A 23,120-nucleotide genomic window follows, 5' to 3' on the forward strand; every position below is an offset into this window, starting at 1 on the left:
CGCGGCAAGGTAGTCACCCTACCATGATCCGACTCCAGGACGTCACCCGAATCTATTCCCGCGAAGGAGCCGCCGTGAAAGCGCTGGATGCCGTCAACCTGGAGGTGCCCACCGGAGAGTTTGCCTCCGTGACCGGGCCGAGCGGCTGCGGGAAGAGTACGCTCCTCAACGTTCTGGGCGGTCTGGACAAGCCGGATTCCGGCGAACTCTGGGTCGGCGACCTGCCGTTGCACTCCGCGACGGATGCGCAACTGACCGCCTATCGGCGCAACGATCTTGGTATCGTGTTCCAGTTCTTCAACTTGCTTCCGTCGATGACCGTGGAGGAAAACGTGGAACTGCCCCTCCTGCTGCGTGGCGAGCCGTCCAAAAAGGCGCGTCCTCGCGCCGAGGAAATGCTTGATCTGGTCGGTCTCACGAAGCGGCTGGGACATTTTCCGCATCAATTGAGCGGTGGGGAGATGCAGCGTGTGGCCATCGCCCGGGCGCTCGCGGGGCGGCCCCGGTTGCTTCTGGCGGACGAACCGACGGGCAATCTCGACAGCGAGAACGCCGCCCGCGTGACGGACACCCTCCTAAAGATTGCTTCCCAAAAAATCGTTACGATGATTATTGTCACCCACAGCAGTGAGCTGGCCGCTCTGGCTCCGCTCCACATCCGGATGCTCGATGGAAAAATCCTCTGACAGTCATTGCCCGAGTTGCGACGACGCGCTTTGGGCGAAGCTTACGCTTTTCGCGGAACTCAACCGCGACGAGCTCCAGACGCTTTTGCACCAGAGCTCCCGCGAGCACTTTGCCGCTGGCACGAAGATCATCAGCTTTGGCGACGAGGGGTATTGCATGTATGTCATCCTGCGTGGCTCGGCTCGCGTGACCGTGCCCTCCGCCGAGGGCGAGGTGGAGTTGGCTGTCCTCCAGGCGGGAGATTTCTTTGGGGAAATCGCTCTCGTCGACGATGGTCCGCGCACTGCGGATGTCACGGCTCTGGAGGATTGCGAGCTGCTCTGTATCACCCGCATGACCCTTGGCGTGCTGGCCGGTCTCCAGCCCGGAGCCGCCATTCATCTCCTGGCCTCGATCGGCCGGGCTCTGGTATCCCGCCTGCGGGTCGGCCACCGGAAGTACATGGACCTGCTCAGCCATCCGGCCTGAGCCACCCCGCTTTTTTTAGTTATCGTGGATAAACAACGTACGCTCGCATCGTCTGCCAGTCTGAAGGGCACGGCCCTGCACACCGGCGAGAACGTCACCCTGACGGTCCGTCCCGCTCCGGTCGGACATGGCTTCAAGTTCAAGCGCATCGACCTCCCTGACGAACCCGTGGTCGACGCCAAGGTGGAGAGCGTCAAAACGGTCGAGCGTGCGACGACCCTCGTCGAGGGCAGCGTCAAGATTCACACGGTCGAGCATGTGATTTCCGCCCTGGCGGGTCTCGGTGTCGACAATGCGCTCATCGAGATGGACGCCAACGAGCCGCCTATCGGCGACGGCAGCGCTGCCGCTTATGTCGCGCTGATCAAGGAAGCCGGCATCGTCGAGCAGGACGCGCCGCGTAGCTACTTCACGCCGCGCGAGCCCATCTCGGTGCAGGTAGGCGATTCCATCCTCACCATCCTGCCGGACACGAAATTCCGCGTCTCCTGTACGCAAGTTGGACCCGAGGGACGCTTTACGCAGTATCTCAGCGCCGAGATCACCCCGGATTTCTACGAAACCGAGATCGCCCCGGCTCGCACCTTTGTTTTCTACGAGGACGTGAAGCCGCTCATGGACAAGGGGCTCATCCGCGGCGGAAGCCTGGAGAACGCCATCGTCGCCCGTGGAGACAGCGTACTCAGCAAGGAGCCGCTGCGTTTCCCGGATGAATTCGTCCGTCACAAGATACTCGACATCGTGGGCGACCTCGCGCTCTCCGGACGCAGGCTTCGCGGCCATATCGTCGCGGTAAAGCCGGGCCACGGCCCGAATACCGAGCTGGCCCGTGCGCTCGTGAAGCGTCACTCCGATTACGTCGCGATGGCTCCCACGCCGATTGCCGCCGAGGGCGGCGTGCTCGACGTCAACGAGATCATGCGCACCCTACCGCATCGCTATCCCTTCCTCATGGTCGACCGCATCATTGAGCTGGTCGAGGATACCCGCGCCGTGGGCGTGAAGGCGGTGACGATCAACGAACCGTATTTTCAAGGCCACTTCCCGGGCCATCCGGTCATGCCGGGCGTGCTTCAGGTCGAGGCCATGGCCCAGGTCGCGAGCGTCGTGATGATGCGCCGCACGGAGAACATCGGAAAGATCGGCTATTTCATGAGCGCCGACTCCGTGAAGTTCCGCAAGCCAGTCTTCCCGGGCGACACGCTGTTCATTCACTGCGAGATGCTGAGCGCGAAGAAGCGCCTCGGCAAGGCGGCCTGCCGCTGCGAGGTCAACGGTGAGGTGGTCTCCGAGGGCGAACTGCTCTTCGGTCTGGTCGATAAATAATCACGAGATGGCCGGCATTCATCCGACCGCAATCATTGACGCCTCGGCCCAGATCGGCGCCGGGGTGGAGATCGGGCCGTATTGTGTCATTGGCGCAGACGTGACGCTAGGTGATGAATGTGTGCTGGCAAATCATGTCACCATCGCGGGGCCGACGACCATTGGGGCGCGCAATCGCTTTTACCCCTACACGTCGATCGGTCAGCGCAGCCAGGATCTGAAGTACGCGGGCGAGCCAACCTATCTCGAGATCGGCAACGACAATTCGTTTCGCGAATTTTGCACCGTCAACCGCGGCACTGCGCCCGGCAGCAAGACGGTCGTGGGCAGTCACAATAACTTCCTCGCCTACGCGCATGTCGCACACGACTGCACGGTGGGGGATCACGTGATTTTCTCAAACAACGGCACCCTCGCCGGGCATGTCATCGTCGAGGATCATGTCGTTATCGGCGGCCTCAGCGGAGTGCATCAGTTTTGCCGCATTGGTCGTCACGCCATCGTCGGAGGATGCACGAAGATCGTGCAAGATGTCGCCCCGTACATGATTGCCGATGGCAACCCGGCGGAACTTCGTGGGATCAATCAGGTCGGGATGGAGCGACGCGAGTTCGCGGCGGAGGAGATTCGCACCCTGCGCGAGGCTTTCCGTCTGTTGTGCCGCTCGAATCTCAACGTGAAGCAGGCCTGCGAGTCCATTCGCGAGCAGCTTCCGACGAACTCCCATCTCGAGCACCTGCTGAGCTTCATCGAAGCGAGCAAGCGCGGTATCGTTCGCTAAAACTCCGCAGGCCCCGATAGCGGACTCAGGCAATCCGATATTCGCGAGGGGATCGATTCTTTCACGACGGAGGTAAATACCTATGAAATCGTGGCATCGCTTTCTGGCCTGGATGTATCAAAGGCATCTTAACGAAGAACGTCGGAAGCTCGCGCAGTTCGTGCGGGAATCGCAGCGGGAGATCAGTCAATGGGAGGAGGATCTCGAACAGTTCGAGATTCGCACCCGGCGGCAGGTGGAACTGGCGGGAGTTGAGACCAAGGAGTCCTTGGGTTCCGCTCTGCCGAATATCATTCCCCTGAGGAAGCACGCTGCGTAGCGGATTTCCTCGGCTAAAGCGGTCCGAATCACTCTTCGCCGTGACGGATCAGCGTGGCGGAGGAGCGGTCGATTCGCGAACGAAAAGCTCGGGAGTCAGCTTGAGCCCGATCGGCGCTGCCTCGGGATCTGCGAAGCGTTGTGCCAGCACTTGTACAGCTCCCTCTCCCCAGTGGTCGTCGGCTACGCCGACCTCGGTAACGGACGGGACAATTAGCGCGTTGCTGGCCTCCAACCCGAACGAGGCCAGGCTGCAATCCTTGGGCACGCGAATGTCAGACTCGTGAAATGCCCTTAGCGCCCCGATTACCCCTGCAGAACTGGCGCTGATCAGGGCGGTGAAACCTGGTTTTCCCTTATTCGCAGAAAGGTACTCTTTCAAGCCCGCATAGGCTCGATGGAGGCTGCTCTCTCCTCGCTCGGTGTGGCAGGGGATGATGACGGGTTTTGGAAGATCGAAGAGGTCCACGAGGTTCAGGAAAATCTCACTCCTTTGCAGGATCGAGAAAAACGGAGGTTCGTTCTCCAGCAGGGCCAGGTGGCGATGACCCAGGCTTAAAAGGTGCTTCACCAGCAGACTCATGTACCGGTGATCGTCCCCGGTGACATAGTCGAGTTGGAACGGTCCGGCGGAGCGGCCATAAGCCAGGATCGGGGAGGATTGGGAGGTGATCTCTTTGAAGAAGCCGGGATTGGACTCAATGATCGTCGGCATGACCACATGGGCGCAGGTCCTGACATGAGGGCGGATATCCGGATCGTCGCCGTTCACCGGTTGTCTCTTGATGACCAACTTCCATCCCGCCTGGGAGACGGCCCGATCGAGCGAAATCTCCTTCACGTCCATCGTGGGCGAGGGGTATTGCGGGCGATGAAGCTCGATGTAGCGCACGCCCTTCTGGGGATTGATAAAGATGCCGCTGCCTTTTTTGGTCGTGATCAAACCCTCTGCCTCGAGTTGACGCAGGGCCTGATTGATGGAATGCAGGCTGGTGTCGTATCGGTTCATCAACGCTCTCACTGAGGGCAACTTTTCTCCTGGTGCCTGAGAAAGGGCTTTATGACGGAGTAAATCGGTGACTCGGGAAGAAGCGCTCATTCTGAGAATATCGATACACTTTGTATTGAAAAACGCAATTCAATATTGATTACACTGATTGGCGTTCTTAGGTTCCCGTTCATGAAAAGAGCGATTTCTTCTTTCATTGTTCTCCCTCTCGTTTTGATCGGTTTCGGTTCACTGCAGGGGGCGACTTTACTTGATGACGCGGTGGCCTACTGGAATTTCGAAGGAAACCTGGACGGGACTCACGCTATCAATCTCGCGGATGTTTCCGGAACCACGACCGCGATGACTCCGACCATCGTTCCCACGTTTAATCCGGTATCCGGGATCAAGGCGGTGAATGCCGGAACCCAGGCGGTGGCATTTGACGGAACCAATGTCCTGAAGTCCAACGCTGCCAGCCTGAGAATCAGTGGAGCTCAAACGCTCTGGCTGCGGGTGAATCTTGGGAGCATTCCGGCCGGGACGGTGGCATTTATGACGCGGAGTCGGCCGGTTAACACCCAGCGCGGGATCTCCCTGCAAATGACGAACGGGCGTCTGCAGGGGTATTTGTCTGCAGACGGGACGACCTACAACACTCAACTGACGAATGCTTCGTCGTACGCGCTGCAAGCGTCATCATGGTACGATATCTCCATGCGATTCGATCCCTCGAACGTTCTGCGCATCGATCTTTACGATCCCATGACGGGGACCCTGCTGGATTCGATGGAAACAACCGCGAATGTTCCGGCTTCCATCAGCGCCTCCAATAGCATCGGATCGGGTTATTTCCAGGTCGGATCGATCAACAATGGTGGCGCAGGCAGTTCCTATCTCGTTCCCAATGGCACGTTGATCGAGTCCGCTGCGGTATGGAACAGCTATCTTTCCGATGACCAGATTCGGACTCTTTCCGCAGTGCCAGAACCTCGCAGCATCAGCATGCTGATGATGGGAGGCGCTTCGCTTGCCATGTTTCTTCGCTGGTCGCGCAGCCACTGAATATTATCGAAAGACGAAGCGTACCGAGGAAGACCATCGTGAAAATTCCCCCTCCGATCACAGGACTGCTGGTGTGGTTCTGTGGATGCTGCCTGCCTTTGGCGGCGCATGCAGATGTCTATTACGTAGATGGGAAAACGGGGAGGGATTCCGCTGATGGCCGTGCTCCGGATGGGGAGCACGCCCTGGCCACGATCCAGGAGGCCGCCCGCCGCGCCAGCCCAGGGGATGTCATCACGGTGGCTGAGGGGATTTATGAGGGCCCCATCGACCTCCATATTGCCGGGGAGCCCGGCCGCCCGATCACGATCCAGGCGGCAAGCCGCAAGAAGAACGCCGTGGTCATCACCAACGCGGAGCCGACCCTCCGAAAGGGCGCTACGCCCTGGACGCTGGTCGATGAGAGTCTGGGGCTCTATCGCGCTCCGCTGGCGCGTCCCACCTGTCGTATTCTCTATTCCGGCGTGGATATTCAGCCGTACGCTTCCCTGGATGCGCTCAAGACTTTTGTCGGTCTGGATGGGAATCCCGGTCCGCGGCATGGCTACTACTACGACGAGAAGGCGCAAATGCTCTATGTCCGGCTGCATGCCTCGGGCAAATATGGTTCGCCGAATCCTGCAGATCACCTGATCTCTGCGGGGCCGAGGACGGGCGGAGGCTCGGCGGGGAACAACTACGACGGCCCGCTTTTTTTCAATCTCGGCCTGCGCGGTAACAAACCGCTGCATGTCATCGTCGACGGATTCACCTTTGAGACGCCGGGATACGCCGGAGTGTATGTTGATGGCAGCGATGTGGTCGTGCGCAACTCGTGGTTCCTCGGCTGCCGCGCGGGTGTTTCCGGCCGGCGCGAGTCTGCCGATCCCTCTGTGACCTCCAATCGCGTCACTGTGGAGTTCTGTGACTATAGTCAATACCCGGCCTTTGATGACATGATCGAACTGCTGGAACTTCGGAAGGCAGGGCGTCTTTCCGTGGCTCCGAGCAAGTTTCCTCTTTTCTGGTGGTCGCGCAAGGGCAACGGTGCAGGCAACAACAAGACCTACGAGACCGGGATATGCAATCTGGTAGGGTCCGACTGGATCGTTCGTAATAACGACATCCATGATGCGTTTGAAGGCCTTTCCACCTGGGCCCTTCGGTGGAGCAAGGGGCTGGTGGTGGCGCACAACCGGTTGGAGAGGTTGGTGGACAATGCGGTCGAGAGCGAGGATCATACCTTTGGCATGAAGATTTACGGGAACTTCATCCGTAATGTCGTCGAGCCCTTTTCCTGGCAGCCGCTAGGTGGCGAACCCTGGCCGGGATCGGTCTATATCTATGACAATGTGGTTCAGAGCGACCTTGCTCTCAATCAACTCATCACCGTAGTCAGCGACTGGACTCCCGGATGGTTCAAGGCCGGGGCGAGCAGCCAGAATTGGGAGGCTTCCTGGAACACCCATATGAAAGACGTTCCCCGGGATGTCGTGCGGGCGCCCGGTGATGGAGTGGTCGTCTTTAACAACACGGTTTTCTTCCCGGGCGGGGAGTTTCTGACCCGGGTGCAGCCGCCGGAGCGGAAGTTTGAGAATTTTCGATTCGTCAACAACGTGAGCGTCGCGGCGGGATTTTCGCGCCAGCAGGAGGATATCGGCAGCGGTATTACCTTTTCTCATAATGCCTGGGCTTATGCCCCGGCAGGAAGCGACCGGGGGCAGGTCTTTGCAGGCGTCGAGGGCACCGTCTTTCCGGAATCCAGCGATGCATGGATAGCCGACATGTCGAAGAGTTTGGACGAGATCCTGGAGGGCGCGCCCTGGAAGGATCTGCCGGGTGCGGGGGTGCCCTCCGCTGCCGCAGCCTTTGCGGGCGCACCGGAGATCCGCACGGTGGGTGCCGGATTGAATGGCCGGCCGTGGAAGATGCCGGACACGGGACCTCGCGAGTAACCTCAGCACATCATTCCCCCATGAAATATCGTCGCGTTCATTCGGCAGCCTGGAGTCTCGTCGAGCTCCTCGTCGCCATTGGTATCATCGGCATACTGGCCTCGCTTGCCCTGCCTGCCTGGAGCGGCGTTCGGGCCAATGCCGATCAAGCACAGTGCGCCTCCCGTTTGAGAAATCTCGCCTCGGCCAGCCTCAGCTGGATCAATGATCATGGCGGGGCGATGCCGGATGCGATGTATTGGCGATTCCCTAGTGAGAATCACGATGGCTCCATCCTGCCCTACCTGGGCTATAGGGACACGATGCTAAACCAGAAAGGACCCACTGCGCTGAGTTGTCCCGCTTCCCTTCGCGCGGTCGGTCCGAATGCAGATTGGAACCGGAGCTATTCCATCAACATCTACGCCTGCGGCACCGAGAACGGTCAGCGTTACAGTCCATTCGACCGGGGTGTCGCCCGCATCCAGCAGGTCGCCAGTCCGGCAAAGATGGCGTTTTTCATGGACGGCAACTTCCTGGCTGGCGGAGCCCCGGAGCGTAAGGTTGGTCCCGCCAGCGTGGAGAACGTGTGGGATAAACAGCAAAAAACCGGCTTTTACGATCAGCATACAGGCAATGGGGCCAATGTGGTCTTCCTCGACGGCCATCTGGGACTCATTTCCCGGACCAATCTGCCGAAGGGAACCCCTACCGAACAGAGGCTGAATCCCTTTTGGGGCGCCATCCAATAGACATCCGGGCTGCATTCAACAACCGAACCCATGAAAACCTGAGAGCTTTCTTTCTTCTGAATTTTCAACTGCACGATGTTCTCCCCCGGGACGCAGGCATTTCACATAAAATGAAATTGGTAGATGTGGTTTTGGTAGGTATCGGGGGTTATGGCGCCAGATATGTCAGGGCGCTGGATGATTTGCCCGAAGCCAGGCTTGTAGCGGTCGTCGACCCAATGGCGGAATCCACCGAGCACTGGAACACAATCCAGGAAAGAGGAGTTAGGCAATACAGGAGCCTTGGCGATTTTCTTGCCGCCGGAGGGCGGGCCGACCTGGCTGTGATCTCGTCGCCGATTGGCTTTCATCAGGAGCAGTCCTGTCTCGCCTTGCGGGCGGGAATGAATGTGCTTTGCGAAAAGCCGATCAGTGCCACGATGGAGGAGGCTCTACGCATGATCGAGGCGAGGGACGCTGCCGGACGTTTTCTCGAGATTGGCTACCAGTGGTCCTTCAGTCGAGCCATCCGGCAACTCAAGGAGGACATCCTGGCCGGAATATTTGGCGACTCATTGCTCTTCAAGACTCTGGTCGCCTGGCCGCGGGGCAGCGCGTACTATGGGCGCAATGACTGGAGTGGTCGGATAACGAATGATGAGGGCAGGCCAGTCTACGACAGCCCGGTAAATAACGCCACGGCCCATTATCTCCACAATATGCTGTTCCTTGGTGGTCGCAGTATGGAGAGCGCTGCGCATCCTATTTTCATTGAGGCTGAGTGCTACCGTGGTAATGAGATCGAAAACTTTGATACAGCATGCTGCCGGATCACTACGGACGAAGTTCCTGAGATCTTGTTTTTAACCTCGCATTGCGTGGAGCGAAATTTTGGCCCGATTTTTGAGTTGAGATTCGAGCGGGGTACGATTCGCTATCCGGTCGGCGGCTCCATCGAGGCTATCCTCGAGACGGGGCGGCATGTGAACTACGGTGATCCTGAGGCTGATCCCATGGGGAAGCTCCGCTTGTGCCTGGAGCGATGCCGATGTTCTCAACAGCAACCCGCCTTCTGTGGCCCGGAGGCCGCCGCCTCTCTGACGGCATGTGTCGAGGGCATTCAGCGTATGCCTGTGCATCGTTTTCCAGCAAACGACTTGGCTCGTCGTCCGCTTCATTCTGACGATGACGTACTGGTGTACCTTCCGGGACTGGTCGAAACATTTCAGGATGCATTTGAAGTGGAGCGCCTTCCCTCGGAATTCGGGGTTCCATGGACCAGTCCTGCGGGGAGTGTTGATCTGACATCTGGTTTCGGCCGACAGCGTCGGGGCGAAACAGCATTAAAGTCGCATACCAAGAGGGATGTCATGCTCTCGACGTCGATCGGAGAGGATCGTTAACACCCGCCCTCTACTGCGGAAGTGAGAGACCCTGCGGGTTGCGCTTGCCCGCTAATAAGTCGGCCAGACGCGTGGAGTGAGAAATTCCAGCAGATGGCCATCCGGATCGCGGAAGAAGACACTGGTGCCGCCCGTGGGCCAGGTGAACTTGCTCTCCACCGGGATGCTCCATTCCGCGAGCCTGGTTTCCCAAGCCGGGAGATCGGCTTCCGTGGTGGAGAAGCCAATATGGGAGGTTCCCGTGCCTCCATGGGGAGGGATGCGTCCGCAAGCCATCTGGCCTCCATGCTGGTGGCCTCGGCAAAAGATCAAAAGTACGCTGCGGCCTGCGACATCGAGCGCGCAAAAGTGGCCTTCATTGACCATGACCGGGAAGCCAAAGAAACGGGTATAGAAATCCAGAGAACGGGGCAGGTCATCGACTTCCAGGCAGGTTTCCAGGAGCCCTATGGATGGAGAGAACGGAGGCACGGAAAAGATGATAGCCAGGATGTACTGTCAGGCGAATGCAAAGAGTGCGCTTGAGCGTGGGCCGGGCTGGGGCAATAGTGGTTCCATGGCGCATGATGGTTTCGCCCCGTCCAATCTTACTGGCTCGTTGCTGATTGCGCATCCGAGCCTGACGGATCCGAATTTCCGGCGCACCATCCTGTTCCTTTCCCATCACACGGTCGAGGACGGGGCTGTTGGTCTGGTATTGAACCGTCCTCTGCGCAAGACACTTGGCGAGATCGCTGCGTCCAAGGTGCCTTTTGCCCTCCAGCAGGCGGAGACATTCTACGGAGGCCCTGTAGCGATGGACCAGGTGACGGTCGCCAATCTGCAGTGGCAGGACGATCCCTCGTCCGTGGTCTTTCACAGCTATACGGGGCTCGAGGAAATTGAGATCGGGAACGGTTGGCTGCCCAGCTTGCGGGTATTCCTCGGTTATGCTGGCTGGACGGCCGGTCAGTTGGAAGGCGAGATCGAGCAGAAGGCCTGGATCGTTATGAAACCGACGCGTGACCTCATCGAGATGGCGACGCCGGACGACGCCTGGCGTACCATTATGCGGGCGTCGAGTCCCTCGCTGAAGCTTCTCTCGGAAGCTCCGGATCATCCGGAGTGGAACTAGCCTTGCGCTCTTCGCGGGTGGTCACCCACGCTTTCCAGACGCGGGAGGCGGCAATGCCTGACCACGCAATGACGACGACGGTTGCGACCAAGCCAAGAATGTACAGTGTCCAGGTCACCGGATCGTGCGGAGTAAGGCTGGCGCTGGAGCGGACGGCGGAGCCGAGTAGTGCTCCGACGTAGGAGTACGCAGCGCTCATCGGGATGAACCCGAGAAACGAAGCGAAAAGGAACCGCCAGAACCCGATTTGGGTCAGTCCCGCAGCATAGCTCACAAAGGTATGTGGGACGATGGGTGAGATACGGCTGATGAGGATGAACTTCCATCCTTCGCTGCCGACGGCCTTTTCCAGAGCCTGCATGCGGGCGTCCTGCCCCATCTTGCGCGTGATCCAATTGCGGGCCAGATAGCGGCTGGTGAGAAAGCTGGCGGCCGCGCCAAGGGTGGAGGCCGCGGTGACAAGGGGAACGGCTATCCAGAAGCCATAGATTGCACCCGCGCCGACAGTCAGGAAGGAGGCGGGGAGAAAAAGAAACGAGGTGCCGCTGAAGAGCACGACAAACCAGACTGCGCCGACCCATCCGCTATGGCGGATCCACTCCAGCGAATGCGCCAGAAAATCGGCGTAACTACCTTCCATTCAGTGTCGTTGGGTTTAAGGGCGAGCGTCTATGTATCTCGGAAACGGGAGATCAGGGCAAAGAAAAAGGCGGACAGCGTGAACTGTCCGCCTTTTCAACGGGAGGTATCGGAAGACGACCTTATTCCGTCTTCTCGGACGAATCCTCAGCCTTCTCCGTGGCCTTGGCCTTGGAAGCGGGCTTTTTCGTGGCTTTCGCCTTCGCTGGCTTCGTCTCGGGTGTCGCAGTTACGGGAGCTTCCTCCGCGGCAACTGCAAGGTCTACCCACTCGATGTAAGCCATCGGAGCGGAGTCGCTCGGGCGGGGCCCAAGCTTGATGATGCGGGTGTAGCCGCCGTTGCGGGTGGCGCTGCGGGGCCCGAGCTCGGTGAACAGCTTGCTGACCGCCTTGACGGTGCGGGTGCTGTTGTTGTGGAGCAGGGCGAGGGCGCGGCGGCGGGCGTGCAGATTGTTACGCTTGGCGAGCGTGATCATCTTCTCCGCGAGCGGCTTGACGGCCTTGGCCTTGGCCAGGGTCGTCTTGATGCGACCGTGCTCGATGAGGCTGCAGGCCTGGTTGGCGAGCAGCGCGTTGCGGTGCTCGGCGGTGCGGCCGAGTTTGACAGTTTTCTTTTGGTGGCGCATGGCTGGTTACTTGATCTCGCCGACGGGGTCGACGAGGCCGGATTCGAATTTCATGCCGAGGCCCAAACCGAGTTGCTGGAGCTTGTCCTTGATCTCGTTGAGCGACTTTTTGCCGAAGTTGCGGTACTTCAGCATTTCGGCCTCCGTCTTCATGGCCAACTGGCCGACGGTGGTGATATTGGCGTTGTTGAGGCAGTTCGCAGCGCGAACGGAGAGCTCGATCTCGTTGACGCTCATGTTGAGCAGCTTCTTGAGTCGGGTGTTCTCCTGGCTGACTTCCTCCGGGGTTTCGTCAAACTCGACCTTGGTGTCGTCGTAACCGACGAACACGTCGAGGTGATGGCGAAGAATGGCCGAGGCCTGGAGGAGCGCTTCGTCAGGCGTGATGCGGCCGTCCGTCCAGATGTCGAGGATGAGCTTGTCGTAGTCCGTACGCTGACCCACACGGGTGTTTTCCACGGCGTACTTGACGCGGGTGACAGGCGAGAAGATCGAGTCGATGGCGATGACGCCGATCGGCTGGTCCGAGGACTTGTTCTCGTCGCCGGTGGCGAAGCCGCGACCGACCTTGACTTCGAATTCCGCCTCGAACTTCTGCTTCTTGTCGAGGGTGGCGATGTGCTGGTCGGGATTGACGACCTCGATGCCCTGCACGAGCTGGAGGTCGGCGGCTGTGATGGCGCCTTCCTTGGTGACCGAAAGGGTCACGGTGCGGGTCTCATGGTCGGGGGCCTTGAACTTGACCTTCTTGAGGTTGAGAATGATGTCGACGACGTCTTCCACCACGCCCGGGAGGCTGGTGAATTCGTGCGAAGCTCCCTCGATGCGGACCGAGGTGATGGCGGCGCCTTCCAGCGAGGAGAGGAGCACGCGGCGGAGCGAGTTGCCGAGCGTGTGGCCGTAACCGGCTTCGAAGGGTTCCGCGATGAACTTCGCGTACGTGTCTGTCGCCGTTGCCTCATCTTTGGTGAGGCTCTTGGGCATTTCGAATCGTCCGAGACGAATTGGCATGGGTACTTAATGATTTCGCCGGGTTTCCCTGTGCGCTAGTGGCAGATCATCGAAGATGCCTGCCGCAGGACCAACGGCGCGTTATTTCAGCGCAAGGGTGGACACGCTAGTCGCACCCTGCGCGAAAGCAAGGAGAAAATACCGGGAATTGTGGCGACCGAGGTTACTTCAAGCGGGCGTCGGCGTCGGCCTTGAGGGTCTCCCACAGGCTCTGGATGGACGCGGCGACCTTGGTCTTGATCGCGGCAAGCTCCTCGGCGGTAAAGGTTTGACCTTCGGCAGGCTTCTGCGCGGCGAACATGTAGTACTTGATCTTGGGCTCGGTGCCGGACGGACGCACCGCGATGCGGCGGTTGTCGGCGAGCGTGATCATGAGCATGGCCTCGGCGGGGATGCGGACGCCCTCGCTGTCGTAGATTTCCTCCGTGGCGAAGTTCTGCACGGAAACCACTGCGGCTCCGTCGAGGGTGGTCGGCGGGTTGGCGGCGTAGGAGTCGACGAGCTTCTTGATCTGGGCGGCGCCTTCCGCACCTTCCATCGTGAGGGATTCGCCACGCTCGAGGTAATAGCCGTACTCGCGGTAGATATTGTCGAGGAGGCCGACGAGGGTGAGACCCTGCGACTTCGCATAGGCGGCGACCTCGGCGATCATCACGGCGGCGGAGTTGCCGTCCTTGTCGCGGACGAAGTCGGACCCGCTGTAGCCGTAGCTTTCCTCGCCGCCGAAAACGTAGAGCGAGGAGTATTTGATGCGGAGGTCTCGGGTGGCGTCCTCGGAGAGCTGGCGGTATTCCTGGCGGAGCTCGGCGGGAATCTGTTCCTCGTACTTGCCGAGCTTCTCGCCGATGTACTTGAACCCGGTGAGCGTCTCGACGGTACGGAGGCCGAATTTCTCGGCGATCGCCTTTTGCAAGTCCGTGGTGACGAAGGTCTTGATGATGACGCCGCGCGAGGCGTTTTCCTTGGTCAGGATGCCGAGGGCAAAGTGCTGCGAGGCGCGATACCACGCCATGAGCGAGCCGATCTGGTTGCCGGTGAGGAGGACCATCTTGCCTTCGTCATTGCGGACTGCGATGCCCATGCGGTCGTCGTCGGGATCGGTCGCGATGACGAGATCGGAGCCGGTTTCCTCGGCGAGCTTCACCGCGAGGCTGAGGGCTTCGGCGTTCTCGGGGTTGGGCGACTTGACGGTCGGGAAGCGGCCATCCGGCACCTCCTGCGACTCGACGGTGAGAAACTGGAAGCCGAGGCGCTGGAGCATCGGCTTGATGATGACGCCGCCCACGCCGTGCAGCGGGGTGTAGACCACCTTGAGGGAATTCTCCTTGCGGATGAGCTCGGGATTGAGCGGGAGTTTCTCGAGGCGGGCCATGTAGGCCTCATCGACTTCCTCGCCCATCGGAATGACCTTGCCCTGCTCGGCGGCCGGGACGGGAGCGTAGTTGTCGCTCTCGACGGCGTTGACCTTGTCGATGATCGCGGAGGCATGCGGCTCGGTAACCTGGCAGCCGTCCTCAAAGTACACCTTGTAGCCGTTGTACTGTGGCGGGTTGTGGCTTGCCGTGATGTTGATGCCGGCCTGGGAATTCGTGTAGCGAACGGCGAAAGATAGCTCGGGAGTTGAGCGGGGCCCCTCGAAGAGATAGGCGTCCACGCCGTTTTCCACCATCACCTTGGCGGCGAGTTCGGCGAATTCGCGGGAGAAATAGCGGGTGTCGTGGCTGATACAGATGGAGGGCTTGCCCTCACGACCGCTGCGGGCGAAATGCTCCTTCACATAGGCGACCAGACCCTGGGTGGCGCGACTGATGTTGTAGTAGTTCATCGCGTTGGTTCCCACACAGGGGAACTCCGGGCGGTCGAGCGGCTGGGGCGAACCTGCCTCGGCCTTGGTCAGGGTTGCGCCGATGGTCTTGCCTCGGAGGCCGCCGGTGCCGAAGGCGAGCGTACGGAAGAACCTGTTATCCAGCTCCTTCCAGTTTTCCGTGTCGACCAGCTCCTGGATGACAGCCTGGTCGAGAGGCGACGTGCTCTTGCTGAGCAGGGCCTGGATGTTCTGGGCTGAAGACTCGAGAATTTTTCCGGCCGCAGCCGCGGCAGCAATCGTGGTGGTAAGCTCGCTCATTGCAGGGAGGTCTTGCCTACCAGCATGGCTCCCAATTGTCGAGGCGTCGAATATCTTTCGCTCCCTGAGGGCAGGATGAGGTCACGGCCCTGTTGACAATGAACACGAGCCGCCTAGCCTTTACCGCACAGAAAATGTCTCACCCAATCCGACCCTCGGACGCGCGGTTTGTCTCCCATGCGCCCGGTCACTGGCCTGATGTGGCGCCTGAACAGTGGAATGACTGGAAATGGCAGTTAAAAAACCGCGTAACGACTCTGGCCCGTCTGGAAGAGCTGATCCCGCTCACGACCGAGGAACGCGCAGGGGTTCTGCTCGCGGGCAACAAGCTCTCGCTCGCCATCACGCCTCACTTTTTCAACCTGATCGAGCCGGATAATCCGGATTGCCCGATCCGCCGCCAGGTCATCCCGCGCATGGAGGAAGGGTATACCGCTCCATGGGAAATGGCTGATCCCTGCGGCGAGGACAGCCACATGCCGGTGCCTGGACTCGTCCACCGCTACCCGGATCGCGTCCTCTTCCTCGTGACCGACCGCTGCGCCTCGTATTGCCGCTACTGCACGCGCAGCCGGGTGGTCAGTGGGGCGGGGGATCAGGAATTGCACACCGACTTTGACGAAGCCTTTGCCTATCTCGAGAAACACACCGAGGTGCGTGACGTGCTCTTCTCCGGCGGCGACGCGCTTTTGCTCTCGGATGAAAAGCTGGAACGCCTGCTCAGCCGGGTACGTGCCATCCCGCATATCGAGTTTGTCCGCATCGGCACGCGTGTGCCGATCTTTCTCCCGCAGCGCATCACGCCGGAGCTTTGCAAGATGCTCCAGAAATACCATCCGCTCTGGATGAGCGTGCATGTGAATCACCCGCGCGAGTTGACCACCGAGGTGCGCGAGGCGCTGGGGCGTCTCGTTGATCATGGCATCCCGCTGGGCAATCAGAGCGTCTTCCTCGCCGGGGTGAATGATGATGTGGAGACCATGCGCGAGCTGGTGCACAAGCTCCTGCTCTGCCGCGTGCGACCGTATTACCTTTACCAGTGCGATCTTATCCAGGGTTCCTCGCATCTGCGCTCGTCGGTGGCGAAGGGCGTCGAGATCATCGAGGCGCTGCGCGGGTTTACCACGGGGTATGCGGTGCCGCAGTTTGTCATCGACGCTCCCGGCGGCGGCGGCAAGGTGCCGATCAATCCCTCCTACGTGCTCTACCACGACCAGGAAAAGGTCGTGATCCGCAACTACGAGGGGAAGATCTTTGAGTACCCCGAGGCCGGGCTTCCGGTCGTCAGTCATCGCGAGGTCGAGCTGTTTCGCTAACAAAGTGAACCCTATCGCAAGGTGGGGCTAAACTAACGCAAGCCTCCGGCAGCGGAGTTGGGCGGTTTAGGGCATGGATTGTGCACATTCGTCATCCATGAGCACCGAAGCCGCCGCAACACCCGCGATCATCCGGGCCGATCCTCGCTCGCTGTCATTTCTGGCACAGGCGGGAGTGGTGCATCTCTGCATGGACACGAAGGAACTCCATGACTGAGATTTTATGATCACGATATTCTTCGCAACCCAGACGGGAAATGCCGAGGAGAGCGCCGAGAACCTCCTCAAGCATCTGACTGAGGGCGGTCTCACCGCTCGCACCAAGACCCTCTACGATTACCAGGCCGGAAAGCTGGCGGAGGAGCAGGTTGCTCTCTTTGTCGTAAGCACCTTTGGCGATGGAGAGCCTCCAGACGACGCAATTCCTTTTTATGCGGGGCTGCAAACTCTGGCCGAGGGCTCGCTGCCAGGTCTGAAATACGCCGTCTTCGCTCTCGGCGATAAATGCTACGATGAGTTCTGCAAGTTTGGCCGGGACATCGACGCTCAGCTCGGAAGGCTGGGAGCCGAGCGGATTCTCGCGACGGAGGAATGCGACCTCGATCAGGATGTGAAGCTCCCGCCCTGGGCGGATCAGCTCATTCCGCTGCTGGCGGAGAAAGCCGGGGCGGTATGAATCGCAGCATCGTGGTTCTCTACACGGAAGAGGGTGATGCCGCAATGAGCGTAGCTTTTGACCTCGCGGCGGGGTTGTTCAGCAACGGGTACGACGTGACCGTGGCGGGTTTTTCCCGCTATCTCGCGAGTCATGTATTGACCGAGCGCACGCTGCTGGTTTGTGTGGACGAGACGCAGCCCCGCGTAATGGATGAGGTGCTCGACTTTGTCGACTTCGCAGGCTCTCTGGACCGAAGCAGTCTATCGCGCCTCCGGTTCTCGGTCTTGTCTCTTGGGCAGGGAGAGGCTGGTTGTGATATTGACTCATCCCTGGCGCAAAATGGAGCGAATCGTCTCGCGCGCCACGTGGTGGCGGCGACTTCGGATTCCGCGCTCATCGAAACCTGGGAGGAAACGATTTGCGCCTCTGTCGGGCTTGGGCTACGACGGGCAGCGTAACCCCTACTTAACTTATGATCAGCAGCCAAACCCTGGTCGACCTGCTCAATGAGCAGATTCGAAACGAACTCTATTCCCACGCCATTTACCTCGCGATGTCGGGATGGTACGAAACGACGCCTTTCAAGGGCTTCGCCGCCAAGTACCATGCCGCCGCTCTCGAAGAACATGGACACGCCATGCGGTTCTATACGTATCTGGCGGACCGTGACGCTCGCATCAAAGTGCTCGCCGTGCCGGAGCCTCCCTTCGAATACGAGTCTGTCGTGAGCGCGGCCAAGGCGGCTCTTGAGCAGGAGCGTCTGGTCAGCTCGCAGATCCGCAAGATCTACTCTCAGGCACAGAAGGATGAGGACTTTGAAACGCTCTCGTTCCTGAAGTGGTTCCTCGACGAGCAGGTCGAGGAGGAAAAGACGGCGCAGGATTTTCTCGGCTATGTCGAACTGGCCGCCGGCCACCCGGTCGCGCTGCTGGAGCTCGATGAGAAGGCGATCCCTGCCGTCGCCGCTTCTCCCGACACCAAGTAATCTCACCACCATCCATGGCGGCAGAGGGAACATACAGGGCTGCCGCCATGGATACCTCCCCGGAAATGCTCGAACTTTAAGCCTATGTCATCGGACCGCTTCCCGCTTCACCGTCCTGCCGCCTCGCGTCTTGAGGGGTGTTGTGAAATCAACCGCCAGTTAATGAAGGCGGTCTCGCCGACGCACATCCGCGTGCGAGGGGCGCGCATGGAGGTTTCTCTACATGATCAGTGGCCCCAAATGCTTTACGGTTTGAAAGCCTGGGGTGAGGTGCTGGTAATAACCCGGAACGGCAGCGCTGTCCTCGGCCAGACCCGGGAATATCCGGAACTGCGATTTTCCCACGATTTCATTCACGCGCGAAGCCCGGAGGATGCCTTCGATATGGACTTTCCCCCATTCCATTCGGCTCGACTGGTGGTCGAGGAGCGTGGCGAACATTTTGCATACTATGTAGAGTTCCTCGATGGACGTGGCGATGTGCTGCACAAGGTCTGCACGACGAATGCCTCCGACATGGAGCAGGTGCTCATATGGACCGAATTTCATCAGGGATTATCGAGGCCGGATGAATCCCCCATGGCCGCGCTCGCTCATCGCTGGCGGAGGGTCCAGCAGCGTCACTGGTTCGGAATCGAGGAGGCCGAAGAAGTGCAGGAAAACTCCCTTTCGCTGCTTCTACTGGAGGCGCGGAAAAGAAGGTTTCCCATCCGCCTCATGACGGGAAATGAAGGCGTGGTCCAGGCTGCAACCATGATCCCGCAACGGCTGGTGCCATCCAATGGCTGGATGTTTTGCAGCGATGATACGACAGGGTTGCACTATGACCCCGAGACCTTCGGGAGTCTGGTGGTCCACCATCTCTCCGAGTTGCAGGATCATCCGCCGGTATCGGTGCTGAAATGCTTCGACGATCGCGGTGAACTCTGCCTTGCGGTCGCTCCACCAGAGCCCGACCTCCTCGCAGAGTGGGGTTCGCTCCTCAACGCGGCGGTCTGCCCGCGTTAGCTTTCCTCGCGCTTAAGGCGGTTCCGGCGAAGCCGATTCTGCACGAAGGTGGAAATGCTGTAGATCAGAATGGTGTTCAGCAACCCGGAGCCATAGATGATCGTATTCCCGACGAGATCTGAATCCAAGGCGCCTGGTGCGTAGGACTGCGTCGCCAGCGCGGCGATGAAGCTCCAGGGCATGGAGGCGACGACCGCATAAAAGCCGAATGGCAGCGCGGTAAGGTTGGCGATGTGCATGGAAATCGCGCAAACCAGAAACACACAGGCATAGGCCACGGTGAGTGTGAGATTCCAGCGAAAGGGGCGTTTTCCGGGGTTCATGAGTCGAAAGAAAGACCCTTTATCGGTGCTCCGGCTGTTCGTCGAGAACGGACCATCGCCATGGTGGATCTTTATGCCTCATCGATCCTTGTGCATCCTCGTGCCGAGCAGGTAAACAGCGAAACCACGAAAGATTCTTCTTGGAGGCAAGATCCTCATAATCAACGACGAGAGCGGTGATCGGAGGCATTCTTTCTCGACGCAGGTCAATCGGTTGCATTTTCCGCTAATACTCGTCCCCAGATTTTGCTAGGATATGGGCCATCGCTATGAGCACCCCCCCGAATCGTAGTCAGGACGAGGTGAGTACCTCGGATTGGTTTTGGACACTGCTGATTCTCTCCATTCCCGTCCTCAATCTGATAATGGCTGTCTATTGGGCGCTGTCTTCCCATACGAAGCCGAGCAAGAAGAACTTTTTTCTCGCGAGCTTCCTCTGGGTCTTTGTGCTGTTGGGCCTTGCACTCGTGGCGGCCTTTTTCCAGTACGCGGTCAAGGCCTAGCTGCGAGAGTTTTGTGACTTCGAGGAGTTTCGGGTGATTGAGGGCGTGGCCATGACGGGTTGATCGGAGTTCTTGCCGCAATACCTCGAGCAGTTCCCGGAACTCGCACGAGAGCCATCGCGGGTCTCTGAAGGTTGCTAATGTTTGTGGGAGGATTTTTTGGTTAAGCGATTATCTTTGTTTCCAGTGATGTCATGGGAGATAGTCGGCAAGTGACGAAAGCGCGTAGTTCCGTGTCGGCGACGGCTGATCTTCGCGAGCTTTGCCGGCTGCGCTCGGATCTCGAGGCGTTCGCCGTTGTCCGATTGCGGCGAAGTCCCGATCGGGTTCGGATCTTTCAGGCTTTGGAGGTGCAAATGCGACAATTGAGATCTGCGGCGATGCGTGGTGACTATGAGCGGTTTCATCTCGAAGACATGGCTCTCCATCGCATCGTGATCGAGACCCCTGGGCTGGCAGCTCTCGTGCGTTCCTGGAATCTGGTTTCCGAGGAGCTCGACGCATGGATCCTTCAGGTAAAGTTTACCAACTGGCCGAGCCTTATGGCTCTTTATCGGGAGCATGAGTACCTCGTTGACGCCTGGAACTCCGACGATGACGACGCGGCAGCAGGCGCGACTCACCACCATCTCGAGGCGGGGTGGTATCGCGTCGCGATGGCTCAGGATGCGCTCCCGATTGAGGGAACCGCCGTCGATCGGGCGGCCTCGTTTCTTTCCACGCACTATGCAAGCAGCATCGATGTCAAGTGGATGGCGGAAAACATTTGTTTTGTCAGTCCGAGCCACCTGACCCGTCTATTCCGTGCGCAGTTCGGGAAAGCTCCGTATGCATGGCTCCGTCAGATCCGTATGGAGAGGGCTGCCGAGTTGATCGCGGGTTGCGCCAGGTCGGTATCAGCAGTGGCCCGGCAGGTCGGATATCGGAATGCGTCGCATTTTGTTCGGGACTTTCGTGCTTATCATGGCGTGACGCCTGGAAAGTTCCACTAATAAAGTATCCTAAAACGAGCAATCGCTTGTCCGGCTAGGCGCAATGAGACCAAGAGGGGGCATTGTGAGTTGTGCCCTTTTGCTTGCGCATCAATATTGGATGAGAACTCGCACTGAGTGTCAGTTGCGGGTTCTCTTTGAATGAACACGACCGGAGACACGTTTGCCTACCTATATCCTGTTTGGATTATCGCGCCCACGCCTGTAGGCCTGCCGGGATCGGGGGCCTGTCTGGACTTCTTGTCGGAGGCACCCGTCGAAATTGAAATCCGGGAGTAGCTTCGTGCCCTGATACACTCATGAGCACACGAACTGGTATCTATTATTGGAAATGCGATCGGCCCGCCGCATTTCATGGCACGGATGGAGCTGCAGCCGGAGGAGAACTCACCATGGCTGCTCAGTTGGAGCGATCTCTGCGGAATCGGTTTGGTGACGACGGTATCTGCGTGAGGTCTGCCGGAGGACAGGGGAATCATCGTACCTATCTTGCGGAGATGGGGGCGACCCCGGCCTTTATTCGTGTCGAGGATGGGCCGGAACACGATGATTACTTCGATGTTGAGGCAGTCATTCTCGATGAAATTCGCGCCCGGCAGATACCTGCTCCGCTTCACCTCGGGTCCGACACGAGCCGCGAACAAACGTCCTTTGCCTGGCAGGTCCTGGAGCGCATTCAGGCTCCCGACCTCAATCAGCTCCTCAAGGCGGGCAGGCTTCCCCTGGAACAGCTTGCCGGGAAGATCGGTGAGCTCGTTGCATGCTGGCAAGGAATCGCTCCGACGGGTTTCGGTCCCTTGGATGCATCGGAGGCTCGCCGGACCTGTGCATTGCAGGGCTTGCATTCAGACTATCCCGCGTACTTTTACCTCAACCTGGAACGTCATCTTTCCTTTCTGGCAGACAAGGAGTTCCTGACATCAGGCTGCGTGCGTGAGATACTGGCCGAGGTCCAGGAGCATGAGAAACTCCTTTACCTCGAGGAAGGATGTCTCGTTCACAAGGATCTCGCCCTTTGGAACATTCTGGGTACGACCACGGAGATTCTTGCCGTGATCGATTGGGATGACGCGATCTCCGGGGACCCGCTCGATGACATCTCGCTACTGGCCTGTTTTTATGGCGGATCTGTAATACGAGGCGCCTTGGATGGTTACTCGGCCGTGAGGCCACTTCCTACAGAATACCGGCGGCGATTCTGGCTGCACCTGCTGCGCAACATGCTCGTGAAGGCGGTAATTCGCGTCGGCGCGGGTTACTTCGACCGTAAGGCTGACTTCTTCCTGATCGGGCCGGGAGCCAACGGGCAGGATCTCCGGTCGTTCACCCTCCAGCGCATTCAAGAGGCGGTGAACGGACTGCGCAACGATATCGACCCTGGCCATCTATGAAAACACCGCTCGCATCACTCCTGGAAGCCGGCCCTTCCGCGCTTGGAACGTGGATTTCTCTGGGCGATCCTGTTGTCACCGAAATGGCATCGGAGTTCGGTTTCGACTGGCTGCTTATAGACCTTGAGCATGGAGGTTTTACGGAGGCAGCGGTATTGGGGAATCTCCAGGCTGTCCGGCATCCCGCGACGTCGCCCATCGTTCGCGTTCCGAAGCTTGATCCAGCGCTCATCGCCCGCATGCTCGACCGGGGGGCGCATGGAGTGATGGTCCCGCATATTTCCTCACCGGACGAGGCGCGTGCACTCGTGAGCGCGACTAGGTATACACCTCATGGAGAGCGCGGGTACTCCCGTACGGTCCGGGCGTACGGGTACGGTCGGCGCATCCCGGAGGATGCTGCTTCCTACCGATGCGTTGTCATGGCTCAGATCGAGAACCTGGCCGGGGTGAACCATGTGGAGGAGATCGCCGCGGTCGATGGGGTCGATGTGCTCTTTGTCGGTCCGGCGGATCTCACGCACGACCTTGCCGTTCGGGGGGCGGCTGATCGTTATGAGGCAAGCCTGCTCCGTGTCGCATGCGCTGCCCGGGAGCACGGCAAGGCCGCCGGAATTCTCGCTCGCAACCTCAAGGACATTCCCCACTTGAAAGCGATCGGCTATCGTGTTTTTGCGTTGGATTCCGATATCGGACTCTTGCGCAAAGGCTACGAATGCACCGTCGAGGCGCGAAATCTGCTCTAAGGA

26 protein-coding genes are annotated in these 23,120 nt (G+C 59.3%); 19 read left to right on the plus strand and 7 right to left on the minus strand.

Translation table 11 applies throughout. From position 1 onward, the window contains the following. Positions 1–23 precede the first annotated feature (23 nt). From TSACC_RS18730 to TSACC_RS18750, 5 genes are all read left to right on the plus strand, one after another. Positions 24–686, plus strand: coding sequence for an ABC transporter ATP-binding protein (locus TSACC_RS18730; RefSeq protein ID WP_075080988.1), 663 nt, complete (start codon positions 24–26; stop codon positions 684–686). Further along, a complete protein-coding gene (locus TSACC_RS18735; RefSeq protein ID WP_075080989.1) occupies positions 670–1,155 on the plus strand; it encodes a cyclic nucleotide-binding domain-containing protein in 486 nt (161 codons plus the stop codon). Before TSACC_RS18730 ends, TSACC_RS18735 begins: the two co-directional genes overlap by 17 nt. Before the next feature lie 21 nt (positions 1,156–1,176). Further along, positions 1,177–2,481: a bifunctional UDP-3-O-[3-hydroxymyristoyl] N-acetylglucosamine deacetylase/3-hydroxyacyl-ACP dehydratase gene (locus TSACC_RS18740; protein ID WP_075080990.1), complete on the plus strand. Its 1,305-nt coding sequence runs from the start codon at positions 1,177–1,179 to the stop codon at positions 2,479–2,481. Between the two features lie 7 nt (positions 2,482–2,488). Beyond that, positions 2,489–3,262 (plus strand): acyl-ACP--UDP-N-acetylglucosamine O-acyltransferase, encoded by a 774-nt coding sequence (gene lpxA / locus TSACC_RS18745; protein WP_075080991.1) that lies wholly within the window; start codon positions 2,489–2,491, stop codon positions 3,260–3,262. An 82-nt stretch (positions 3,263–3,344) separates the two neighbouring features. After that, on the plus strand, positions 3,345–3,581 hold the full coding sequence (locus TSACC_RS18750) for a hypothetical protein (protein ID WP_075080992.1): 237 nt from the start codon (positions 3,345–3,347) through the stop codon (positions 3,579–3,581). Positions 3,582–3,629: 48 nt separating this feature from the next. Here TSACC_RS18750 and TSACC_RS18755 read toward each other — a convergent pair whose 3' ends face one another. Then, entirely contained in the window at positions 3,630–4,679 is a 1,050-nt protein-coding gene (locus TSACC_RS18755; RefSeq protein WP_075080993.1) for a GntR family transcriptional regulator, read from the minus strand. A gap of 81 nt (positions 4,680–4,760) precedes the next feature. On the opposite strand from TSACC_RS18755, the gene TSACC_RS18760 reads away from it, so the two are divergent. The 4 genes from TSACC_RS18760 to TSACC_RS18775 all read left to right on the plus strand — a co-directional run bounded on the left by TSACC_RS18760 (position 4,761) and on the right by TSACC_RS18775 (position 9,680). Further along, positions 4,761–5,633, plus strand: coding sequence for a hypothetical protein (locus TSACC_RS18760; protein WP_153811526.1), 873 nt, complete (start codon positions 4,761–4,763; stop codon positions 5,631–5,633). A gap of 38 nt (positions 5,634–5,671) precedes the next feature. Further along, positions 5,672–7,567 carry a hypothetical protein gene (locus TSACC_RS18765; protein ID WP_153811527.1) on the plus strand — a complete coding sequence of 632 codons (1,896 nt, stop codon included), beginning with the start codon at positions 5,672–5,674 and terminating at the stop codon, positions 7,565–7,567. 20 nt (positions 7,568–7,587) lie between these two features. After that, positions 7,588–8,298, plus strand: coding sequence for a type II secretion system protein (locus TSACC_RS18770; protein WP_075080996.1), 711 nt, complete (start codon positions 7,588–7,590; stop codon positions 8,296–8,298). Between the two features lie 110 nt (positions 8,299–8,408). Continuing rightward, a complete protein-coding gene (locus TSACC_RS18775; RefSeq protein WP_153811528.1) occupies positions 8,409–9,680 on the plus strand; it encodes a Gfo/Idh/MocA family protein in 1,272 nt (423 codons plus the stop codon). A 51-nt stretch (positions 9,681–9,731) separates the two neighbouring features. Here the strand turns inward: TSACC_RS18775 and TSACC_RS18780 are convergent, their stop codons facing one another. Continuing rightward, entirely contained in the window at positions 9,732–10,151 is a 420-nt protein-coding gene (locus tag TSACC_RS18780; protein WP_075080998.1) for a VOC family protein, read from the minus strand. A gap of 7 nt (positions 10,152–10,158) precedes the next feature. Here TSACC_RS18780 and TSACC_RS18785 point away from each other — a divergent pair, with 7 nt between their 5' ends. After that, positions 10,159–10,794, plus strand: coding sequence for a YqgE/AlgH family protein (locus TSACC_RS18785; protein ID WP_237764027.1), 636 nt, complete (start codon positions 10,159–10,161; stop codon positions 10,792–10,794). Here the strand turns inward: TSACC_RS18785 and TSACC_RS18790 are convergent. The 4 genes from TSACC_RS18790 to TSACC_RS18805 form a co-directional block, all read right to left on the minus strand. After that, the gene (locus TSACC_RS18790) at positions 10,727–11,434 is read right to left on the minus strand and encodes a TVP38/TMEM64 family protein (RefSeq protein ID WP_075080999.1); all 708 of its coding nucleotides are present in this window, start codon (positions 11,432–11,434) and stop codon (positions 10,727–10,729) included. The genes TSACC_RS18785 and TSACC_RS18790 overlap by 68 nt on opposite strands. 121 nt (positions 11,435–11,555) lie before the next feature. After that, complete coding sequence (gene rplQ, locus TSACC_RS18795) at positions 11,556–12,059, minus strand: 50S ribosomal protein L17 (protein ID WP_075081000.1); 504 nt, start codon at positions 12,057–12,059, stop codon at positions 11,556–11,558. Between the two features lie 6 nt (positions 12,060–12,065). Next, positions 12,066–13,070, minus strand: coding sequence for a DNA-directed RNA polymerase subunit alpha (locus tag TSACC_RS18800; RefSeq protein WP_075081001.1), 1,005 nt, complete (start codon positions 13,068–13,070; stop codon positions 12,066–12,068). A 163-nt stretch (positions 13,071–13,233) separates the two neighbouring features. Next, positions 13,234–15,195, minus strand: a complete 1,962-nt coding sequence (locus TSACC_RS18805) for a phospho-sugar mutase (protein ID WP_075081002.1) — start codon at positions 15,193–15,195, stop codon at positions 13,234–13,236. 134 nt (positions 15,196–15,329) lie between these two features. Here TSACC_RS18805 and TSACC_RS18810 point away from each other — a divergent pair, with 134 nt between their 5' ends. The 5 genes from TSACC_RS18810 (at position 15,330) to TSACC_RS18830 (ending at position 19,162) form a co-directional block, all read left to right on the plus strand. Further along, complete coding sequence (locus TSACC_RS18810) at positions 15,330–16,511, plus strand: KamA family radical SAM protein (protein WP_075081003.1); 1,182 nt, start codon at positions 15,330–15,332, stop codon at positions 16,509–16,511. 223 nt (positions 16,512–16,734) lie between these two features. Continuing rightward, entirely contained in the window at positions 16,735–17,187 is a 453-nt protein-coding gene (locus tag TSACC_RS18815; protein ID WP_075081004.1) for a flavodoxin domain-containing protein, read from the plus strand. Continuing rightward, positions 17,184–17,627 (plus strand): hypothetical protein, encoded by a 444-nt coding sequence (locus TSACC_RS18820; RefSeq protein WP_075081005.1) that lies wholly within the window; start codon positions 17,184–17,186, stop codon positions 17,625–17,627. Before TSACC_RS18815 ends, TSACC_RS18820 begins: the two co-directional genes overlap by 4 nt. Before the next feature lie 14 nt (positions 17,628–17,641). Further along, the gene (locus TSACC_RS18825) at positions 17,642–18,154 is read left to right on the plus strand and encodes a ferritin (RefSeq protein WP_084400666.1); all 513 of its coding nucleotides are present in this window, start codon (positions 17,642–17,644) and stop codon (positions 18,152–18,154) included. A gap of 84 nt (positions 18,155–18,238) precedes the next feature. Then, positions 18,239–19,162 (plus strand): ChuX/HutX family heme-like substrate-binding protein, encoded by a 924-nt coding sequence (locus tag TSACC_RS18830; RefSeq protein ID WP_084400667.1) that lies wholly within the window; start codon positions 18,239–18,241, stop codon positions 19,160–19,162. Here the strand turns inward: TSACC_RS18830 and TSACC_RS18835 are convergent. Next, positions 19,159–19,485, minus strand: a complete 327-nt coding sequence (locus TSACC_RS18835) for a hypothetical protein (protein WP_075081007.1) — start codon at positions 19,483–19,485, stop codon at positions 19,159–19,161. The two genes, TSACC_RS18830 and TSACC_RS18835, sit on opposite strands and share 4 nt — an antisense overlap. Before the next feature lie 269 nt (positions 19,486–19,754). Here TSACC_RS18835 and TSACC_RS18840 point away from each other — a divergent pair, with 269 nt between their 5' ends. The 4 genes from TSACC_RS18840 (at position 19,755) to TSACC_RS18855 (ending at position 23,117) form a co-directional block, all read left to right on the plus strand. Further along, positions 19,755–19,988: a hypothetical protein gene (locus tag TSACC_RS18840; RefSeq protein WP_075081008.1), complete on the plus strand. Its 234-nt coding sequence runs from the start codon at positions 19,755–19,757 to the stop codon at positions 19,986–19,988. Positions 19,989–20,182: 194 nt separating this feature from the next. Then, entirely contained in the window at positions 20,183–20,980 is a 798-nt protein-coding gene (locus TSACC_RS18845; RefSeq protein WP_084400668.1) for a helix-turn-helix transcriptional regulator, read from the plus strand. Positions 20,981–21,279: 299 nt separating this feature from the next. Beyond that, positions 21,280–22,371: an aminoglycoside phosphotransferase family protein gene (locus TSACC_RS18850; protein ID WP_075081010.1), complete on the plus strand. Its 1,092-nt coding sequence runs from the start codon at positions 21,280–21,282 to the stop codon at positions 22,369–22,371. Further along, positions 22,368–23,117, plus strand: a complete 750-nt coding sequence (locus tag TSACC_RS18855; protein ID WP_075081011.1) for an HpcH/HpaI aldolase family protein — start codon at positions 22,368–22,370, stop codon at positions 23,115–23,117. The genes TSACC_RS18850 and TSACC_RS18855 overlap by 4 nt, the downstream gene beginning before the upstream one ends. The last annotated feature ends 3 nt before the right edge of the window (positions 23,118–23,120 follow it).

The organism is Terrimicrobium sacchariphilum (genome assembly GCF_001613545.1).
GTDB classification, from domain to species: Bacteria; Verrucomicrobiota; Verrucomicrobiia; order Chthoniobacterales; family Terrimicrobiaceae; genus Terrimicrobium; species Terrimicrobium sacchariphilum.

Coding starts and splice junctions, on each gene's coding strand:
- TSACC_RS18790 (WP_075080999.1), bottom strand. CDS start 11,434: ATGGAAGGTAGTTACGCCGATTTTCTGGCGCATTCGCTGGAGTGGATC.
- TSACC_RS18805 (WP_075081002.1), bottom strand. CDS start 15,195: ATGAGCGAGCTTACCACCACGATTGCTGCCGCGGCTGCGGCCGGAAAA.
- TSACC_RS18855 (WP_075081011.1), top strand. CDS start 22,368: ATGAAAACACCGCTCGCATCACTCCTGGAAGCCGGCCCTTCCGCGCTT.
- TSACC_RS18840 (WP_075081008.1), top strand. CDS start 19,755: ATGAGCACCCCCCCGAATCGTAGTCAGGACGAGGTGAGTACCTCGGAT.
- TSACC_RS18820 (WP_075081005.1), top strand. CDS start 17,184: ATGAATCGCAGCATCGTGGTTCTCTACACGGAAGAGGGTGATGCCGCA.
- TSACC_RS18755 (WP_075080993.1), bottom strand. CDS start 4,679: ATGAGCGCTTCTTCCCGAGTCACCGATTTACTCCGTCATAAAGCCCTT.
- TSACC_RS18810 (WP_075081003.1), top strand. CDS start 15,330: ATGTCTCACCCAATCCGACCCTCGGACGCGCGGTTTGTCTCCCATGCG.
- TSACC_RS18835 (WP_075081007.1), bottom strand. CDS start 19,485: ATGAACCCCGGAAAACGCCCCTTTCGCTGGAATCTCACACTCACCGTG.
- TSACC_RS18845 (WP_084400668.1), top strand. CDS start 20,183: ATGGGAGATAGTCGGCAAGTGACGAAAGCGCGTAGTTCCGTGTCGGCG.
- TSACC_RS18800 (WP_075081001.1), bottom strand. CDS start 13,070: ATGCCAATTCGTCTCGGACGATTCGAAATGCCCAAGAGCCTCACCAAA.
- TSACC_RS18825 (WP_084400666.1), top strand. CDS start 17,642: ATGATCAGCAGCCAAACCCTGGTCGACCTGCTCAATGAGCAGATTCGA.
- TSACC_RS18760 (WP_153811526.1), top strand. CDS start 4,761: ATGAAAAGAGCGATTTCTTCTTTCATTGTTCTCCCTCTCGTTTTGATC.
- TSACC_RS18770 (WP_075080996.1), top strand. CDS start 7,588: ATGAAATATCGTCGCGTTCATTCGGCAGCCTGGAGTCTCGTCGAGCTC.
- TSACC_RS18785 (WP_237764027.1), top strand. CDS start 10,159: ATGATAGCCAGGATGTACTGTCAGGCGAATGCAAAGAGTGCGCTTGAG.
- TSACC_RS18735 (WP_075080989.1), top strand. CDS start 670: ATGGAAAAATCCTCTGACAGTCATTGCCCGAGTTGCGACGACGCGCTT.
- TSACC_RS18750 (WP_075080992.1), top strand. CDS start 3,345: ATGAAATCGTGGCATCGCTTTCTGGCCTGGATGTATCAAAGGCATCTT.
- TSACC_RS18815 (WP_075081004.1), top strand. CDS start 16,735: ATGATCACGATATTCTTCGCAACCCAGACGGGAAATGCCGAGGAGAGC.
- TSACC_RS18850 (WP_075081010.1), top strand. CDS start 21,280: ATGAGCACACGAACTGGTATCTATTATTGGAAATGCGATCGGCCCGCC.
- lpxA (WP_075080991.1), top strand. CDS start 2,489: ATGGCCGGCATTCATCCGACCGCAATCATTGACGCCTCGGCCCAGATC.
- rplQ (WP_075081000.1), bottom strand. CDS start 12,059: ATGCGCCACCAAAAGAAAACTGTCAAACTCGGCCGCACCGCCGAGCAC.
- TSACC_RS18830 (WP_084400667.1), top strand. CDS start 18,239: ATGTCATCGGACCGCTTCCCGCTTCACCGTCCTGCCGCCTCGCGTCTT.
- TSACC_RS18730 (WP_075080988.1), top strand. CDS start 24: ATGATCCGACTCCAGGACGTCACCCGAATCTATTCCCGCGAAGGAGCC.
- TSACC_RS18775 (WP_153811528.1), top strand. CDS start 8,409: ATGAAATTGGTAGATGTGGTTTTGGTAGGTATCGGGGGTTATGGCGCC.